At 59.7% G+C, this 18358-nt stretch carries 18 protein-coding genes; 8 read left to right on the forward strand and 10 right to left on the reverse strand.

Annotated features, from left to right (window positions below):
- The first annotated feature begins 105 nt into the window (after positions 1 to 105).
- Positions 106 to 636 carry a ferritin-like domain-containing protein gene (locus AB4N82_RS07040; protein WP_032890557.1) on the forward strand — a complete coding sequence of 177 codons (531 nt, stop codon included), beginning with the start codon at positions 106 to 108 and terminating at the stop codon, positions 634 to 636.
- Positions 637 to 744: 108 nt separating this feature from the next.
- On the opposite strand, the gene AB4N82_RS07045 is transcribed toward AB4N82_RS07040, so the two are convergent.
- Complete coding sequence (locus AB4N82_RS07045) at positions 745 to 2814, reverse strand: AsmA family protein (protein WP_032890555.1); 2070 nt, start codon at positions 2812 to 2814, stop codon at positions 745 to 747.
- Between the two features lie 345 nt (positions 2815 to 3159).
- Here AB4N82_RS07045 and AB4N82_RS07050 point away from each other — a divergent pair, with 345 nt between their 5' ends.
- Positions 3160 to 3531: a hypothetical protein gene (locus tag AB4N82_RS07050; RefSeq protein ID WP_032890553.1), complete on the forward strand. Its 372-nt coding sequence runs from the start codon at positions 3160 to 3162 to the stop codon at positions 3529 to 3531.
- Between the two features lie 153 nt (positions 3532 to 3684).
- Positions 3685 to 4317 (forward strand): TetR family transcriptional regulator, encoded by a 633-nt coding sequence (locus AB4N82_RS07055; protein ID WP_032890551.1) that lies wholly within the window; start codon positions 3685 to 3687, stop codon positions 4315 to 4317.
- Positions 4318 to 4322: 5 nt separating this feature from the next.
- Here the strand turns inward: AB4N82_RS07055 and AB4N82_RS07060 are convergent, their stop codons facing one another.
- Positions 4323 to 4853 (reverse strand): C40 family peptidase, encoded by a 531-nt coding sequence (locus AB4N82_RS07060; protein WP_032890549.1) that lies wholly within the window; start codon positions 4851 to 4853, stop codon positions 4323 to 4325.
- A 341-nt stretch (positions 4854 to 5194) separates the two neighbouring features.
- Here AB4N82_RS07060 and ureE point away from each other — a divergent pair, with 341 nt between their 5' ends.
- From ureE to AB4N82_RS07085, 5 genes are all read left to right on the forward strand, one after another.
- Complete coding sequence (ureE, locus tag AB4N82_RS07065) at positions 5195 to 5695, forward strand: urease accessory protein UreE (protein WP_032890547.1); 501 nt, start codon at positions 5195 to 5197, stop codon at positions 5693 to 5695.
- Positions 5692 to 6366 (forward strand): urease accessory protein UreF, encoded by a 675-nt coding sequence (locus AB4N82_RS07070; RefSeq protein ID WP_099602069.1) that lies wholly within the window; start codon positions 5692 to 5694, stop codon positions 6364 to 6366. The genes ureE and AB4N82_RS07070 overlap by 4 nt, the downstream gene beginning before the upstream one ends.
- 24 nt (positions 6367 to 6390) lie before the next feature.
- On the forward strand, positions 6391 to 7008 hold the full coding sequence (gene ureG / locus AB4N82_RS07075; RefSeq protein WP_032890544.1) for an urease accessory protein UreG: 618 nt from the start codon (positions 6391 to 6393) through the stop codon (positions 7006 to 7008).
- Positions 7009 to 7030: 22 nt separating this feature from the next.
- Positions 7031 to 7603 (forward strand): HupE/UreJ family protein, encoded by a 573-nt coding sequence (locus AB4N82_RS07080; protein WP_122764185.1) that lies wholly within the window; start codon positions 7031 to 7033, stop codon positions 7601 to 7603.
- A gap of 163 nt (positions 7604 to 7766) precedes the next feature.
- Complete coding sequence (locus tag AB4N82_RS07085; RefSeq protein WP_122764186.1) at positions 7767 to 8885, forward strand: AGE family epimerase/isomerase; 1119 nt, start codon at positions 7767 to 7769, stop codon at positions 8883 to 8885.
- Here AB4N82_RS07085 and AB4N82_RS07090 read toward each other — a convergent pair.
- The 8 genes from AB4N82_RS07090 to amaA all read right to left on the reverse strand — a co-directional run bounded on the left by AB4N82_RS07090 (position 8857) and on the right by amaA (position 18275).
- Positions 8857 to 9762 (reverse strand): cation diffusion facilitator family transporter, encoded by a 906-nt coding sequence (locus AB4N82_RS07090; RefSeq protein ID WP_122764187.1) that lies wholly within the window; start codon positions 9760 to 9762, stop codon positions 8857 to 8859. The genes AB4N82_RS07085 and AB4N82_RS07090 overlap by 29 nt on opposite strands.
- A gap of 204 nt (positions 9763 to 9966) precedes the next feature.
- The gene (locus tag AB4N82_RS07095; protein WP_032890536.1) at positions 9967 to 10731 is read right to left on the reverse strand and encodes an SDR family oxidoreductase; all 765 of its coding nucleotides are present in this window, start codon (positions 10729 to 10731) and stop codon (positions 9967 to 9969) included.
- A 785-nt stretch (positions 10732 to 11516) separates the two neighbouring features.
- Entirely contained in the window at positions 11517 to 12233 is a 717-nt protein-coding gene (locus AB4N82_RS07100) for an ABC transporter ATP-binding protein (RefSeq protein WP_032890534.1), read from the reverse strand.
- Positions 12230 to 13105 carry an ABC transporter ATP-binding protein gene (locus tag AB4N82_RS07105; RefSeq protein ID WP_027607703.1) on the reverse strand — a complete coding sequence of 292 codons (876 nt, stop codon included), beginning with the start codon at positions 13103 to 13105 and terminating at the stop codon, positions 12230 to 12232. The genes AB4N82_RS07100 and AB4N82_RS07105 overlap by 4 nt, the downstream gene beginning before the upstream one ends.
- Positions 13102 to 14379, reverse strand: a complete 1278-nt coding sequence (livM, locus tag AB4N82_RS07110) for a high-affinity branched-chain amino acid ABC transporter permease LivM (RefSeq protein WP_032890532.1) — start codon at positions 14377 to 14379, stop codon at positions 13102 to 13104. Before livM ends, AB4N82_RS07105 begins: the two co-directional genes overlap by 4 nt.
- Before the next feature lie 2 nt (positions 14380 to 14381).
- Positions 14382 to 15296, reverse strand: coding sequence for an ABC transporter permease subunit (locus AB4N82_RS07115; protein ID WP_003188099.1), 915 nt, complete (start codon positions 15294 to 15296; stop codon positions 14382 to 14384).
- Positions 15297 to 15480: 184 nt separating this feature from the next.
- The gene (locus AB4N82_RS07120) at positions 15481 to 16617 is read right to left on the reverse strand and encodes a branched-chain amino acid ABC transporter substrate-binding protein (protein ID WP_095186057.1); all 1137 of its coding nucleotides are present in this window, start codon (positions 16615 to 16617) and stop codon (positions 15481 to 15483) included.
- 374 nt (positions 16618 to 16991) lie between these two features.
- Positions 16992 to 18275 carry an L-pipecolate oxidase gene (gene amaA / locus AB4N82_RS07125; protein WP_032890528.1) on the reverse strand — a complete coding sequence of 428 codons (1284 nt, stop codon included), beginning with the start codon at positions 18273 to 18275 and terminating at the stop codon, positions 16992 to 16994.
- Between the last annotated feature and the right edge of the window lie 83 nt (positions 18276 to 18358).

Raw genomic sequence — 18358 nt, forward strand, 5'->3', positions numbered from 1 at the left:
GCGAGGTAAATCCGATAAAACTTTTTGCGCTGCCCGGCACTCACAACTTGGAGCGATCACGCCGACAGAGCGTGGCGTAACCCGGATTAGCCCCAGGAGATTGAGATGACTGAAGCAAACTTGACCGACGTTGCGACCCTGCGCAGCCGCGCCCGCCAGAACGTCGAAAACGGTGCCGTGACCGAAGGCTACGACGCCGACCGCGAAGAAATTATCCGCCTGCTCAACGCGTCGCTGGCCACCGAACTGGTGTGCGTGCTGCGCTACAAGCGCCACTACTTCATGGCCAGCGGCGTTAAAGCAGCCGTCGCTGCAGAGGAATTTCTGGAGCACGCCACCCAGGAAGCCGAACATGCCGACAAACTGGCCGAGCGCATCGTGCAGCTGGGCGGCGAGCCGGAGTTCAACCCCGATCTGTTGTCGAAGAACTCCCACGCGCAGTACGTGGCCGGTAACAGCTTGAAGGAAATGGTCTACGAAGACCTGGTCGCCGAGCGCATCGCGGTGGACAGCTACCGCGAGATCATCCAGTACATCGGCGACAAAGACCCGACCACTCGCCGCCTGTTTGAGGAGATCCTCGCTCAGGAAGAAGAGCATGCGGACGATATGGCCGACATCCTCGAAAGTCTTTAAATAGCGTAAATCCCATGTGGGAGGGGGCTTGCTCCCGATAGCGGTGATTCAGTCTCAGAGGTACTGACTGACATACCGTTATCGGGGGCAAGCCCCTCCCACATTTGGTTAGCCTTTAACGGTCTTCGGCGCCTTGCCTTCTTTCATCTGCTGCAGCAGCGGCGCGCACTCATTGGGCTCGCCACCACTTGGGGCGACCAACGCAAGCAAGCCGGCAGCAGGACCGGCGATCACGCCCAGCGCCACCATTCCCGCGCCACGCAGGGCCAATGGGATGGCCTTGACCCCGGCATTCGGCTTGATAAACGGCCCGTTCACATACAGCGGCGAGCGCAGGGAGAAGAGACGGAAGCCTTTGGATTCCGGGGTAACGGTCAGGTCCAACTGCTCAGTCGCCATGTTCGCGGTGCCATCGATGTAGATGATGGCGTTCTCGGTATCGAACACAAACAGCCGCGTAGTCGCCAAGCCGGTCTTGATGCCGAAGTCCGCGGCGGCACAGTTGATCTTCACTTCCTTATCGCCGAACAAGCGGCCCACCACGTAGTTGCCCACGTTGAGCCCGGCGATTTCCATCAGGCCACGGCTGATGGCGCCGTCGTTGATCAGCATCTTCAGGTCACCATTGGAACTGCCCAGCAGCGCCGCCACGGAGTTACCTCGCCCGGCAATATCGGCGTCACCGTTGAGTTCACCGAAGCTGGTTTTCATCGGCTCGAAGCTCGGGAACAGTTGCTTGAGCTTGAAATTGCGCGCGGTCAATTTGGCGCGACCTTCCATCGGTGTGATGCGGCCATTCAGGCGAATCTGCGCATCGAGCTTGCCACCAGCGACGCCGAAACGCAGTGGCTCCAGGCTCAGCTCGCCGTCGTTGAGCACCAGATGGGTATAAAGATCGGTAAAGGGTAATTCGGCACTGTGCACGATACGTTTACCGGTGAATTCCACATCGGCATCCATGTCGCGCCAGCGTTCGGTGCGGAACTCTTCCACCGGCAGCACTTTGGTCGCCGGCTGTTTGCTTTCGCCGCCACGGGCCTTTTGCTTGGCGTTGGAGTCGGCGCCGATCAAGGGTGCAAGGTCAGTCATCAGCAACTGGTTGGACACCAGCGCGCCGCTGAGCTTGGGCCGTGGCTGGCTGGCGACGTAGGCGAGGTTGCCGTGAATGTCGCTGTTGCCGATCTTGCCGTTGAAGTTGTCGTAGCGGAAGGACGCGCCGCTGGCATCGTGCAGCTTGGCGATCAAGTGGCCGTCGGTGGCGTAGGCCGGCGAGTCCGGCAGCGTGACGCCGGTCAGTGGATACAGGTTGCCCAGGCTGCTGCCGGAAAGCTTAAGGCGCAGGTCAAGAGCGCCGAGGTTGAGCGGGTCGGTCAGGGTGCCAGCCAGGGCGATGTTGGTGTCAGCGATCTTGACTTGGGCCTGTAGCGGGAACGGCTTGGCCGCATCCTGCAGGGCCAGCAGGCCGCCGATCTTGCCGGTGCCGTCGAGCTTCTGGCCGTGGTACTGGCCTTTGACCTTGAGGGCGAACGCATAGTCCTGGGGCGCCGAGCCTTTCTCCAGAGCCTTCTTGGCATCGGCATCGCCGACGATTTCACCGAAGGGAATCGGTTTGCCCAAGGGGTCAATGATCACGTCGAGCTGGGTCTTGAGGGTCTGGTCATCCAGCGTCACGTGGCCTTTGTCAAAGCCGATGGCACCGATGTCCACCACCCAGTTGGAGGGTTCGGCATTGGGGTCTTTAGGGTCGAACGTGAAGGTCCAGTTGGCGCGACCATCAGCCAGGCGCTGTAACTCTGCACTCGGTTCGGTGAGATCGATACGCGGGATAACCACACGCTGTGCCAGCAGAGCCAGGGGCGAAATACGCAGCTCGACTTTCTTCAACGAAACCATCTGCGGTTTTTTCGACCAGTCCGGGTTACCCAGGGTCAAGTCTTCGGCAATCACATGAGGCCACGGTACCCAGGCACGCCAGCCGCCTTCATCGGGCTCTCGCTGCCACACCACGGCGAGGTTGCCGTTGATGGCAAACGGGCGATGCAGTTCTTCGGAGACTTTGGCATTGAGGGGCGGTTTGATGCGATTCCAGTCAAAAAACACCAGGACCAGGACTGCAACGGCGATTAACAGAACGAAGCTGGCGCAGCTCCAAGCGACGATTTTACGAGTGCGCGTCATTGCACAGGACTCCTCAACACGAATAGCTGAACTACAGCTCATAAGAGTACGACTGGCAAACCGTCCGGGGGTTTAACCCAGTGGTCAATTTAGTCGCAAAAAGCCATTTTCCTGATCGATCAGACAAATCCAATCATCAACGGCGCACCATTGTTACCCAGGTTCGTGTCGAAAATACCCACCACGGTGCAAAACCGCGTGCTTGAGAGGTCCGGTCTAGAGCCTCTGCGAGGAACAATCAATTCTGTTGATTATTACCATTGTGTTTATGAACTTTTATATCGACATATCGAGAGTAGCATTAGCCCTGTACCCACTTTATCGCCCTCCCAGGGAGCAACCATCATGAAACGCCAAGTACTCGCTACCGTCCTGTTGTCCATCATGGCTTCCAGCGCCTTTGCCCTGCCAGCCGCCGAACAAGTGACCCCACAAGTCAAAGCCGACGCCGTGCACGCCAGCCAAACTCTAGCCCGCAGCGGTTCGCAAGAAGAAGATAGCCGTGACTACGCCAAAGGCGCTGTTGCAGAAAACGGTTCGGATCAGATCAGCAAACGCGCTCACGCCGAAGGCCTGACCGAAAACGGTCGCGATCGCCTGCAAGAGAAAGGTCTGGTTGAAGACGGTGCCGATCAAATCAGCAAGCGCGCTTACACCGAAGGTGTTGCCGAAGACGGTTCTGATCGCCTGAAAGAACAAAACCAAGCACAGAGCTAACCCTGTGGTAGCCCAGAAAAAAGCCCGATCACCCGACCGGGCTTTTTGACTTTTTGTAGAACCTGTCACGCAACGCGCCCCCGCCAAGTTCGACGCCAACAGAGCTGTTTTGCTAGAGTGCGTCGCTGTACTTGCCGACAAAGCCCCCCGCCCATGCTGCCCCGCGCCGAACAGAAGCAACAGACCCGCCTTGCCTTGATGGACGCTGCCCGCCATCTGATGGAGTGTGGCCGTGGGTTTGGCAGCCTGAGCCTGCGTGAAGTAGCCAAGACGGCCGGCATCGTTCCCACTGGTTTCTATCGCCATTTTGCCGATATGGACCAGCTTGGACTTGTCTTGGTGAGTGAGGTCGGCCAGACCTTTCGCGCTACCATCCGCCTGGTGCGCCACAACGAATTCGTGATGGGCGGCATTATCGACGCCTCGGTGCGGATCTTTCTCGATGTGGTCTCAGCCAACCGTTCGCAATTCTTGTTCCTGGCCCGCGAGCAATACGGTGGCTGCCTGGCCGTGCGCCAAGCCATCAGCGCCCTGCGCGAAGACATCACCCGCGACCTGGCGGCGGACCTGACGCAGATGCCCAAGTTGCAGCACCTGGACCCCGATGGCCTGCACGTGATGGCGGACCTTATCGTCAAAAGCGTGTTTGCCACCCTGCCCGATATCATCGACCCGCCGGCTCATGCGTTGCCGGCTCACCTCACGCCCCAGGCGAAAATCACCCAGCAACTGCGCTTTATCTTCATCGGCCTCAAGCACTGGCAGGGCCTGGGCAGCACCGAGTAAACCGGTCACCCGGCCGAATGAAAACGCTTGGCGGTGGTATAGTTTTTGCTCCAATAGCGATTGCTCAGTGAATCGATACGCACCGTCTTACCGGTTCGGGGTGAGTGAATGAATTTGCCCTCGCCTATATAGAGGCCGACATGGCTGACCTGACCGCGCCCATTACCTTTGAAAAACACGGCATCCCCAGGTTTCAGCGCATGACGCTTGATCGTCATCGCATCTGAACGGTGCATTGCCGCCGTGGTGCGGGGTATACGGATATTGGCCTGGGTCTTGAACAGATAAACCAGAAAGCTACTGCAGTCGAACCCCTGCTCTACCGTGCTCCCTCCCCACTTATAGGGTGTGCCCAGCAACTCATGGGCGCGGTCGATCACATCGTTGATGGACGGTTTGGACGGCAAGGCCTGTAGGGCTTGCAGGGGAGTGCTGGCCGCGATCGGAGCCACCGCACGCTTTTGGACATTGGCCGAAGATGAGGGCGTAACCAGATAAAGACTGAACACGAATAAACACAAAATTGATCGAAACATGATGGAACCCGTCGTGAATGTTTAGCACGCGGCGAATCCTAAAGATCCTGCGCGTAAGCCGACGAACTCCAAATCCTCAATTCTCGTAGGACTAATCCGAAAACACCCAGAAACGAAAAGGACGAAAGGAACTTCATACACGCCGCATCGCCCTCGACGCCAAAACGCCCCTCTTTGGCGCTATAAACGCGGCAACGCACCAATTTGAAACACTCCCGCCAAGCACTAACGCCCTATTCGGTAGCACTCCCCCGCGTACCGACAGAGATTTCCTACATCAACCCGTGATTGGCAAGCCACTTGCTCTAGCTGTTTCATCGCTCATAGCTGGAAGCTTCCTGATGCTGGTGATCCACCGCCGAATCGCCCCCCAAGCCCTCTGGGCCGCTGAGTTGCTGCTCACTTTCGAAGCGCGCAGCAAGAGCCGCCTGCGCTGTTTCAGTACTGACGGCGAAGACGTTGGCCTGTTCCTGGAGCGCGGCCAGCCGCCGTTGCACGATGGCGAATGCCTACAGGCTGAAGACGGACGTGTGGTACGTGTATGCGCACGGCCTGAACAACTGCTGCACGTCACGTGCGCCAATGCCTTTGAACTGACACGTGCTGCCTATCACCTCGGCAACCGCCATGTGGCGTTACAGGTTGGGGATGGCTGGCTGCGCCTGCTCGACGACTACGTGCTCAAGGCCATGCTTGAACAGCTGGGCGCCACCACGCAGACCCTCGAAGCGCCATTCCAGCCGGAGCACGGCGCCTATGGCGGCGGCCATCATCATTCGCGCCATGGCGATGAAGACTTCAACTATCCGCCCAAGCTGCACCAGTTCGGCGTGCGTTTATGAACCCAGCCTGGGCGTTGCTGCGTCTGGCCAGTCCGCAATTGCCGATTGGCGGCTACAGCTATTCCCAAGGGCTGGAAATGGCCGTGGAGAACGGCCGCGTGAAGGATGCGGCCAGCGCCCGCCGTTGGATCAGCGACCAGTTGCTGCTGAACCTGGCACGTTTCGAAGCACCGTTGCTGCTCGCCCATTGCCGCGCCGCTGCCGCCGAGGATTGGCCGACACTCTCGCAACTGTGCGAAGAGCACCAAGCCAGCCGCGAGACACGCGAGCTGTATCAAGAGAGCCGCCAGATGGGCTACTCCCTGCAACAACTGCTCAACGGTTTGCCGGAACTGGACAGCCAGGCTCGCACCTTTCTTGAGCAACGCAGCGAACCTCATCTGGCTCTGGGCTGGGCCCTGGCCGCACGCGCCTGGACCATCAACCCCGACGACGCCCTCGCCGCCTGGCTGTGGAGCTGGTTGGAAAACCAATTGGCGGTGCTGATGAAAACCCTGCCCTTGGGCCAACAAGCCGCCCAGCGCCTGACCAGTGAACTGCTGCCGCTGCTGCAACAAGCCCAGCAGGACGCGGGCCGCGTCGACCCCCACCATTTCGGCAGCGCAGCGTTCGGCCTGTCACTGGCGTGCATGGCCCACGAGCGCCAATACAGCCGCCTGTTCCGTTCCTAGGAGCTCTTTATTTTGGAGAAGCAAATGAACACACAACCCCTGCGCGTCGGCATCGGCGGCCCGGTCGGCTCCGGCAAAACCGCCCTGACCCTTGCCCTGTGCCTCGCGCTGCGCGACCGCTACAACCTGGCAGTGGTCACCAACGACATCTACACCCGCGAAGACGCCGACTTCCTGGTACGTAACGAGGCCCTGGCGCCCGAACGCATCATCGGCGTGGAAACCGGCGGCTGCCCGCATACGGCCATCCGAGAAGACGCCTCGATCAACCTGGAAGCGGTGGACCAACTCAACCGTCGCTTCCCCGGCCTGGACCTGATCCTGGTGGAGTCCGGCGGCGATAACCTGTCGGCCACGTTCAGCCCGGAGTTGTCAGACCTGACCATCTACGTGATCGATGTCTCCGCTGGCGACAAACTGCCGCGCAAAGGCGGCCCAGGTATCTGCAAGTCAGACCTGCTGGTGATCAACAAGATCGACCTGGCGCCCTTGGTCGGCGCCTCGCTGGAGCTGATGAACAGCGACACCCAGCGCATGCGCAACGGCAAACCCTTTGTGTTCAGTAACCAGAAAACCGGCGTCGGCCTGGACGAGATCGTCGCTTTTATCGAGCGCCAGGGCCTGCTGACCACTGCCGCCTGATCAACCCATAAGGAACCTGTTTATGAGCCTCAACAAACTCTTCGCCGCCGCCGCTCTGCTGCTTGCCCCAGCTTTGGCTTTCGCTCACCCCGGCCACGGCGACAATGGCCTGATGGCCGGTATCAGCCACCCACTGGGCGGCCTTGATCACCTGCTGGCCATGGTTGCAGTCGGCCTGTGGGCAGCCCAGCAAAAAGGCGCCGCCCGTTGGGCCCTGCCGTGCACCTTCGTCGGCACCATGTTGATCGGCGGCGTGCTGGGTTTTGAAGGGCTGGGATTACCCGCGCTGGAAAGCGGGATTGCCGCGTCGGTGCTGGCGCTGGGCCTGGCAGTGGCGCTGGCGGTGCGTCCACCACTGTTCATGGCTGTGGGCGCTACGGCGTTGTTTGCGCTGTTCCACGGGGTGGCGCATGGCCTGGAGCTGCCGGACATGTCCAGCCCTTGGACGTATGCGGCCGGTTTTGTCGGGGCAACTGCTGCGTTGCACGCTGCCGGCTATGCCGTGGTGCGGTTTCTGCCTGCGGCGGCGGCCCCGTTGGTGCGGGTTGCCGGTGCTGCTTCAGCGGCGACCGGGGTTTGGTTGCTCGCGGGCTGATTTGCGGGGCTATTGAGGGCCTCATCGGCCCCCTCCACATTTTGATGCGTGAACACCTTCAAAGGTGGGAGGGGGCTTGCCCCCGATAGCGCTGGCACAGACACCACAGAACGCAAGCCTGCTACCATGCGCGCCTACACCCCTGCCGTGACGACGCCAGCCAATGCCCATCGCTTCCCAGCCCACGTTGAATTCTGTGCTCACCCACTTCCATACCCTGATCGTGCCGCTCTGGCAGGGCCCAGGCTGGAATGCCGAGTTGGCGTTGCCCTATGAGGCGCTGGATGCCGATCATCGGCCTTTGCCGCCGCAACGCTACCGCGCCATGGCCTGCGCTCGACAGCTGTACCTGTTCGCCAGCCTGATCGGCGAGCCCGGAGCTGCCTTTGCCGAAGAACGTGCCGCCGCGTTGTTCCGTTCCCTGCAACGGCACTTCCACGACGCCGAATACGGCGGCTGGTTCTACAGCGTCGACCCCGCCGGGCAACCGCTGGACAAGCGCAAAGACCTCTACACCCACGCCTTCATCATCTTCGCCTGCGCCCATTACTGGGCCAAATTGCGCGAGCCGCTGGTGGAATCGGTGCTCAATGCCGCCCTTGAAGTGGTCGCCGAGCGTTTCGCCACGGGCGATGGCCTGTATGAAGCGGTACTTGAACGTAACTGGTCTTCCCTCAAGTCCGGCCCCCTGCAAAATCCCTTGATGCACCTGGCCGAGGGCTTCCTCGCCACCCTCGCCGTGCGTGAAGACGCCGACGTACAAGCGGCCCTGCTGGGCTTGGCGACGGCCATGCAGCAGCGCTTCATCGACCGCCAGCATGGCGTGATGATGGAAAAACCGCTGGGTGCTGTGGATAACTGGTTTGAGCCAGGGCATCAATTCGAGTGGTTTTTTTTGCTGGAGTCGTCGTCCGTGTTACGCGGCACGCCGTTGCATGCCTCACTGACCCGGGCGTTTACCTACGCCGAGCAAAAGGGTGTGGATACGTTAAGCGGCGCGGTCAGCGGCATGCTTGCCCTCGATGGCAGCGTGCGTGACGCTACCCAGCGTATCTGGGCCCAGGCCGAATACCTGCGGGCACTGACCTTGCGGCCCGACAGCGAAGCGGTGCTGCAACGCCAATTGCTGGCGCTGCAACAGCATTTCCTGCATGAGAAAGGCTGGCATGAATGCCTGGATGCCAACGGCGCGGTGAGCCGACGGGATATGCCGTCGACCACGCCTTATCATCTGGCGACCTGCTATCAGGGCCTCACGCAATCCATTTACGGTCGCCCGTAAAACTGATCGTTAACCAGCGCGCCGCATCCGGCGTGCCGAGCCCTGTGGATATCTCTTCGCGCAACCTATCCAGGGTGGCGACGTTATCCACCGGGTAATCCGCCGGCAGCACCACGTGAATCTCGATAAACCGCGCCCGCCCGTGCTTTTGCACGTAGGACACGTAGTCGTCGAAACCATGGCTGGCGCGGACCGCATCCATGACTTCGCGAACCTTGTCGTCCAAATGGTCGGGGGCAATCCCCAGCACCTCGCGTAACGCTGGGCGCAGGATCTTGAAGGCCGGCGCCAGCATGCTCAGGGCCAGCAGGATCAGGATCAAGGGGTCGACATACACCGCCCACTCGCCATAGCCCTGGGACTTGAGCAACAGCGCCGCCAGAAAGCTGATCAGCAAGCCCACCGACAGCATCGCGTCCACCAGCCAACTGATGTTATCGAACTGGATCAACGACGATTTGAGCGCGCGATTGCGGTAGCGCACATAGAAGAAGTAGGCGAACTCAACGACGGTGAACACCGCCGCGTAGATGATCACCAGGCCCAACTCGATCTCGCGCCCGCCATTGATCATGCCGAACACACCGTTGAGGAATGCGTAGATGGCGATCAACAGCAGAAAGCTGCCTTCGATCAGCAGCACCAACGGCTCCAGGTGCCAGTAGCCGAACTGGAAGCGCGCGTTGCTTTTCTTGGCGATCAACTTGGCCGTGATCAGCATCAACACCTTGATGGCGGTGGCGATCAGCGAGAAAAAGCCGTCGAACAGAATAGATTGGGCGCCGGATATCACACCCGTGACAATCCCGGCGATCGCTACCGCGAACATCAGAATCGTCGATTGTTTGAGCAGTGCCTGCTCACCTCGGTTACTCACATTTCCTCCCGTCAAAACCTTTGAACCGCACGATGCGGTGGGGTTTTCAGGAGTGGAGTGTACCTTATGGCCTGTTTTGGCCGATTTGACACCATCAAGAGCAAACCCCCTCCCACATGGGATTGGGTTCCCACGTTCCGACTTGTGAACACACTCAAGTGTGAGAGGGGCTTGCTCCCGATGGCAGCGACGCGGTTTAAAGCCTTACTTACCGCCCCGCTCAATCGCAAACCCGGCCCAGGTCTGGCTCACCGGCATCAGCTCCAGGCGGTTGATGTTGACGTGCGCCGGCGTGTTCATCACCCAGAAGATGGTGTCGGCAATGTCCTGCGGCTGGATCGGCTCAGCGCCGGCATAGGTCGCGTCATAACGCGCCTGATCACCGCCGAAGCGCACCAGCGAGAATTCACTCTCACACAGGCCTGGCTCGATGTTCGTCACGCGCACGCCGGTGCCTTGCAGATCGCAACGCAAGTTCAGGGAGAACTGCTTCACAAACGCCTTGGAGCCGCCGTACACGTGGCTGCCAGGGTACGGGTAGTTACCGGCGATGGAGCCGAGGTTGATGATGCCGGCGCCACGGCCGTGGGCGATCAAGCGCGGCAGCAGCAGGTTGGTGGTGGTCAGCAGGCCCTTGATGTTGGTATCGACCATGGTCTCCCAATCGTCGAGGCTGCACTTGGGCGCAGGATCAGTGCCCACGGCCAAGCCCGCGTTGTTGATCAGGCCACGCAGTTTGGCGAACGACGGCGGCAGACTGGCGATGGCATCTTCCATGCCCTTGCGGTCACGCACGTCCACGACCAGGCCGTGCACTTCGGTCTGCTTGGAAAGCTCTTCAACCAAGGCATTCAAACGCTCGGCGCGGCGGCCAGTGAGCACCAGTTTCCAACCGGCTTCAGCAAAACGACGGGCGCAGGCTTCGCCAAAACCTGAAGTTGCGCCAGTAATAAACAGCGTGTCGGACATGGTGTTCTCCTTGCGGGCATCGGGAAAAAAACAGCCAGCAGAATGCCCTTACACCGCCGTCGCGGCAACCGCTAAGCACACCCTTTCATGTAAAGCTGATCACTTTTTGATCATATCAAGCAAAGCCTTATGAACCGTGGCCTGCAGCCATATGCGCGCAGGTTATCCACAGCTGCGCCCACAGTCTTTGGGGGCAAGTACAAAATACCGAAAGCCTCTGTGTACAAGGCCTGCAGCCGATTTTAGAAAGTTTTTTGCTTGACCTTGGCGAGGTCGTATGTAGGCCCATCGACAGAGTGGAAATCCGGACGATGGCTCCAGGCCAGTCATTCCGGCCTCTGCGGAGGTCTTTCCAGAGTTTAATCACAGACTTATCCACAGGCTGAAGAGTCATATTTCGGTCATATACCTGTGTCTTTAAACAGGTTGACAAACCCCTTGGCCGGTCGCCAAAAAGCCGCTGATCAAAAAACAACCACCACGCTGTAAGCCACGGTTTTAAAGGCGTTCAGGCAGGTACTCCCACGTTACCCACAGCCGGTTCCACAGTGGATGGGGACAAGTCAAAAGCGTGACAAAACAGGTATTTGCGGCGGCTATATGTCGCGCTTTGGAGGGGGGTTGGATTTGTTTTCCACAATTTGGGATCGCCCTTATGAACACCGTAAAACAAATGTGGGAGCGGGCTTGCTCGCGAAAGCGGTGGGTCAGTTCCAGTCTATTGACTGATACACCGCATTCGCGAGCAAGCCCGCTCCCACAGGGGGTTTGCGTCAGGCTTTAGATCAGTGCCCGCCGAGGTAGGCGTTGCGCACTTCCTCGTTCACCAGCAGCTCCTTGCCGGTGCCTGTGAGGCGAATCTCGCCGTTGACCATCACATACGCCCGGTCCGACAAGCGCAGTGCGTGGTTAGCGTTCTGCTCCACCAGGAAGATGGTCATCCCGGTGGCTGCCAGCTCGCGCAGGGTGGAAAAGATCTGCTTCACCACAATCGGCGCCAACCCCAGGCTCGGCTCATCCAACAGCAACAGCTTGGGCCGGCTCATCAGCGCGCGTGCGATGGCAAGCATTTGCTGCTCACCACCGGACATGGTCATGGCGCGCTGGTTGCGCCGTTCCTTGAGGCGGGGGAACAGCTCGAACATGCGCTGCATGTCTTCCTGAGCGTATTTGTCGCCAATGGGGATAGTGCCCATCAGCAGGTTTTCCTCGACAGTCATGTCGGGGAACACCCGCCGCCCTTCCGGCGACTGCGCGATGCCGTTGGAGGCGATGTAGTGGGACGACTTGTGGGTAATGTCGACACCGTTGTAGATGATCTGCCCCGACTCAGCCCGTGGCTGGCCGAAGATCGACATCAGCAGCGTGGACTTACCCGCGCCGTTGGAGCCGATCAGGCTGACGGTTTCGCCTTCGTTGATGTGCAGCGAGACTTTCTTCAGGGCCTGGATCGGACCGTAGAACACGTCCAGGTCCTTCATTTCGAGGATAGGTGCACTCATACCAGCTCCTCTTCGTCTGCGCCCAGGTAGGCGGCAATCACTTTAGGGTCGTTGCGGATCGCTTCCGGCCCGCCCTCGGCGATCACGTTGCCGTGGTCCAGCACCACGATGTGGTCGGAAATACTCATCACCATGCCCATGTCGTGTTCGATCAGCACCACCGTAAGGTCGTGTTCGTCGCGCAGTAGGCGAATCATCGCGCTGAGGGCTTCGGTTTCCTGGGGGTTGAGGCCCGCAGCGGGCTCGTCGAGGCAGATGATCTGCGGCCGGGTGCACATGGCGCGGGCGATTTCCAGGCGGCGCTGTTGGCCATAGGAAAGCTCACCGGCCAGGCGGTTGGCGCAGTCCACCAGGTCGACAACTTCCAGCCAGTAGAACGCGTGGTCGAGCGCATCGCTTTCGGCCTTGCGGTAGCCCTTGGTGTTAAGGATGCCTGCGAGCATGTTGCGGTTGACCCACATGTGCTGGGCCACCAGCAGGTTTTCCAACACCGACATTTCCTTGAACAGGCGAATGTTCTGGAAGGTCCGCGCCAAACCGGCACGGTTGACCAGGTGGGTGCCGCCGAACATTTTGTAGTACACGCGGCTGAGGAAGCTTTTCGGCGACACAAAGTCGACGGCCTTGAAGCGCTCGCCCAGCAGTTGGATCACATTGGTCTGCTTGCCACGAATGTTCAGTTCGATCTTGCCGCCACTGGCTTTGTAAAAACCGGTGAGGCAGTTGAATACCGTGGTTTTGCCGGCGCCGTTAGGGCCGATCAGGGCAAAGATCGAGTTGCGTTCGACCTTGAGGCTCACATCGCTCAAGGCCTTGATGCCACCGAAGTGCATCATCAGGTGTTCCACGGAGAGGACGACTTCCTTGCTCATGGCGCCACTCCTTTACGTGGGGTCACACCGGTACGGCTGATGCGGATCAAGCCGCGTGGTCGCCAGATCATCATCACCACCATCAACACACCAAACAGCAGCACGCGGTATTCGCTGAAGCTGCGCAGCAATTCAGGCGCTACGGTCAACACGAAGGCCGCGATGACCACCCCGACCGTCGAGCCCATGCCGCCCAAGACCACGATGGCCAGGATCAGCGCCGACTCGAAGAAGGTGAACGACGACGGGTTGACGAAGCCCTGGTAGCTGGCAAAGAACACCCCGGCCAAACCCGCAGTAGATGCGCCGATGGTGAATGCCGAAAGCTTGACCAGCACGTGGTTCAGGCCCATGGAACGGCAAGCGATCTCATCTTCACGCAAGGCTTCCCAGGCGCGGCCAACCGGCATGCGGGTCAGGCGGTGCTTGATGTACAGCACGGCCAGCACCACCAGGAACAGCACGATGTAGATGAACATGAACTTGATGTTGGGGTTGTAATCGAGGCCGAAGAATTCGTGGAACGGAATCCCACCCTCCTTCGCCTTGCGCCCGAACTCCAGGCCGAGGAAGGTCGGTGAAGGCACCGGCATACCGTTCGGGCCACCGGTGAACGACAGCCAGTTATTGAGCACCAGGCGGATGATTTCACCGAAGCCCAGGGTCACGATGGCCAGGTAGTCCCCGTGCATTCGCAATACCGGAAACCCGAGTATGCACCCCGCCAGTGCCGCCGCGATGGCGGCCAGGGGCAGCACGCTCCAGAAGCCCAGGCCGAGGTACTGATAACCCAATGCCAGGCCGTAGGCACCGATGGCGTAGAACGCCACGTAACCCAGGTCGAGCAAGCCGGCCAGGCCGACCACGATGTTCAGGCCGAGGCCGAGCAACACGTAGATCAGCCCGAGGATCACCACGGTCAGCAGGTACTTGTTGGCGAAGATCGGGAACACGATGGCGATCACGATCAGTGCCGGAATGATCCAGCGCAGCCGCGACTTGTAGTCCGGTGGCAGTACATGCACGCCGGAGCCACTGCTCTCGAAGCCCTGCAGAATCTTCACGCCCTTGGGGGTTTGCAGGAACAGGCTGAGGGCAAAGCGCCCGGCCATCACGATGGCGACCAGGATGGCCACGCGCGCAGGTTCCAGGTTGAAACTGTAGCCGTCGAGGACCACGCCGACGATCGGACCGAACACGATCAGCGAAATCAGTCCGGCAAGGATCGTATCGACGACACTTTTCTTGATATCGATAGGTTTGGCAGCAGACATGTTTACACCTTCGCCACAAGTGGGCGACCAAGCAGGCCCTGGGGACGGAAAATCAGAATCACCACCAGCAGGGAGAAACTGAACACGTCTTTGTAGTCAGAGTTGATCAACCCTGAGAACAACGACTCGGAGATACCGAGGATGATCCCGCCCAGCATCGCCCCAGGCAGGGAACCGATGCCGCCGAGTACCGCTGCGGTAAATGCCTTGATGCCGATGATGAAGCCGGCATAGAAGTCGAAGGTGCCGTAATTGAGGGTGATGAGCACACCGGCCAGTGCGGCCATGGCAGCACCGATGACAAACACGTAGGAGATCACGCGGTCGGTGTTGATGCCCAGGATCGAGGCCATCTTGCGGTCTTGCTGGGTCGCGCGGCACATGCGGCCGAGCTTGGTGTACTTGATGATGTAGGTCAGCAATGCCATGCCGGCGAATGCCGCGACCAGGATGAACACTTTGGTGTACGTAAGCTGCACGAAGCCTGTGCCGATATCGACACGCCAGGCCCCGGCCAGCAGGGTTGGGATACCTTGTTGCTTGGCGCCCTGGGCGATCTGCGCGTAGTTCTGCAGGATCAGGGAGATACCGATGGCGCTGATCAGCGGAGCCAGTCGGGTGGAGTTGCGCAGCGGTTTGTAAGCGACACGCTCAATGACCCAGCCGTAAACGCCGGTGACGACCACGGTGAAGATCAGAGTGCCAAGAATGAGCAGCGGGAAGGATTCGATGCCGAAGTAAGCCAGCAGTGCCAGACTGATCGCCGCGAGGTAAGCGGAAATCATATAAACCTCGCCGTGGGCGAAGTTGATCATGCCAATGATGCCATAGACCATTGTGTAGCCGATGGCGATCAGGCCATAGACCGACCCGAGGGTCAGGCCGTTGACCAGTTGCTGCAGGAAAATACCATCCATAACGCAATCTCACGCGGTGAGCACCTGCACACCGGCGGGTGTGCGGCGCTTCTGGAGGAAAAAACAGATCTCGATAACAACACGGGTCCCAATGTGGGAGGGGGCTTGCCCCCGATGCGGTGGGTCAGCTGAACACCTGTTGACTGACACTCCGCTATCGGGAGCAAGCCCCCTCCCACATGGATTACTTCTGCTTTTCCAACTGATGGTATTTGCCGTCTTTATCCCACTGGTAAACCACGTAGTCGGAGATTTTCAGGTCGCCCTTCGAGTCCCAGGTCTTCTCGCCCATCACGGTTTTGACCGGGTGCGCTTTCAGCCATTTGGCCGCGTCTTCGCCCTTGTTGGACTTGGCGCCGTTGAAGCCGGCGGCCAGGGCCTGCAGCGAGGCGTAGGCGTACAGGGTGTAGCCTTCTGGCTCGTAGCCGGCCTTGCGGAACTCTTCCACGACAGCCTTGCTGTCAGGCAGCAGGCGCGGGTCGGCACCAAAGGTCATGTAGACGCCATCGACGTATTGCGCGCCGCCAGCGGTGGCCACCAGTTCATCAGTCACCACGCCGTCATCGGACATGAACTTGACGTCTTTCAGGCCAGCTTCACGAATCTGGCGAACCAATGGACCGGCTTCCGGGTGCAGGCCACCGAAGTACACGACGTCTGCGCCCAGGGAGCGGATCTTGGTGACCAGCGCACTGAAGTCCTTCTCGCCACGGGTCAGGCCTTCTTCCAGCACCGGCTTGACGCCGCGCTTGGTCAACTGGGCAGCGGTGGCGTCGGCCAGGCCTTTGCCGTAAGTGTCCTTGTCGTTGATGACCGCGACTTTCTTGCCCTTGAGCACATCGACGATGTAGTCGCCGGCGACGATACCTTGCTGGTCGTCACGGCCGCACATGCGGAACATGGCGCCAAGGCCACGTTCGGTCACTTGTGGGTTGGTAGAGCCTGGGGTGATCGCGATGATGCCCGCTTCGTCGTAAACCTCGGAGGCCGGGATAGTGTTCGACGAGCAGAAGTGCCCGACTACGCCAATCACTTTGTCCTGGTCAGCCAGGCGGTTGGCCACGGCAACGGCCTGTTTCGGCTCACAGGCATCGTCGCCTGCCACCAGCACAACTTTCTCGCCGTTGATGCCACCGGCCTTGTTGATCACCTCGGCTGCCGCCTGGGCACCCTTCATGTACTGCTCACCGAACGAGGCGTTGGCGCCGGTCATCGGCCCCGCTACACCAATCTTCACATCAGCTTGAACAAACGTAGAAACACCCAGCGCCGCTGCAACGGCGAGGGCCAGAAAACCTTTCTTGTAAAACGTCTGGGACATGAGTGGTGCTCCGATATTTTTGATTTTTGGCACTACAACTTGCGTTCAAACTTTTCACTGAAAGCTCAGAGCAAGCCCCGTGCCATTACGTTTTTATTCTTCAAAAAGACACGGTGTCATTGTTATTACAGGCGTTTCGACGCCGCTTGCCAGGACGTGCAACCCTCTAGCCTCGACAGGTGCAACCAGCCAGTTAAAAAAGTACAACCGCGACGGGTCGCACCTGCAACCGAATGGATAAACACCCCGCTCCACACCTGTAACAGCGTGCGTAACGGAACTGCACATTTACAGTGCGTGATTGCTACGACCTGCACCAATACAGATTAGTAGCCTGCTAAGAAAATGCAGGCTTCTGAGCGGTATTTCGCTGATCAGATCACGATCCTCAAGCATTGCCCGGCGTGATACAGCGAGAATCCCGCCTCGTACAGGCAACTGCGTAGACCCACTCCGGCCAACGGTTGCATGGGCGCGAAGGGAATCGGCAGCGCTTGGGGATCCTGGTGACACAAGTAGTCGGCGAACGCCTTGCCGACCACACTGCCGGTGGTCACGCCGCGTCCGTTATAGCCCGTGACAGCGACCAGTCCAGGGGCCGGTTCGAACAGGCGCATCAAGTGATCGGGGGTGAACGCGATGCAGCCGGTCCAGGTGAATTCCCACTGCACCGATTTGAGGTACGGGAAGTAGTGTTGCTGCACCCGATCGGCCCACGCCTTGAGGAACCACGTCGGTTTCTGGTTGCCATTGCCCAGACTGCCGAGCAATAAACGACCATCGGCATCGCGGCGGATACTGCTCAATACCTGACGCGTGTCCCACGATCCCTGGCCGCCAGGGAGAATCTGCTGGGCGGCTTCGTCGGTGAGCGGGGCCGACGCGACCTGGTAGTAATAACCGGGGAAAAAGTTACGCCGCAGCTCGGTCCATTCGCCTTCGGTGTAGGCATTGGAGGCAACGACCACTTGTGCAGCCTGCACTGCCCCGTGCTGGGTCTGAACCGACCAAAGTGCACCTTGGCGCTCCAATTGGGTGACCGGTGAATGGTCAAACAACTGCCCGCCGAGCCCGACCGCAGCATTGGCCAGCCCAGAGGTGTAGGCCATGGGATTCAAGGTGCCCGCACGCCGATCCAGCAAGGCGGCGGCAATTTTTTTAGTGCCGGTGGCTTGCTCGCAGGCCTGACCGGTGAGCAATTCCACTGGCGCGCCACGGCGCTTCCATTGTTCTTCACGACTGCGCAAATCCGCCTCGCCACGGGCGTTGTGCGCCATGTGCAAGGTGCCCTCGCGGCGCAATTGGCAATCGATGTTGTATTTGTCGATGAGGCTGAACACCAGAGACGGTGCCGCGCCCAACATGCGGTTGAGCTGGCTGCCCACCGCTTCGCCGAAACCGGCTTCGATGTCGTCCGGGGGGATCCATAAACCGGCGTTCACCAGCCCGACATTGCGCCCCGAACCGCCGTGGCCAGTGCGATGAGCCTCCAGCACGGCGACGCTTTTACCCTGTTCCAGCAAGTGAATGGCGGCCGACAATCCGGTGATGCCGGCGCCGATCACGCACACATCCACCTTGACCTCGCCCTTGAGCGCGGCGCGATCCGGCCGGCCAGGGGTGAGGTGTTCCCACAAACACGTTTCGCGTAATGCCATTGCCAGACTCCGGTGAGACCCAACAAACATCTATTCCGAACTGCAAATGAGGTCACATGTGGGAGGGGGCTTGCTCCCGATGG

Source organism: Pseudomonas sp. H1_D04, from assembly GCF_054683855.1.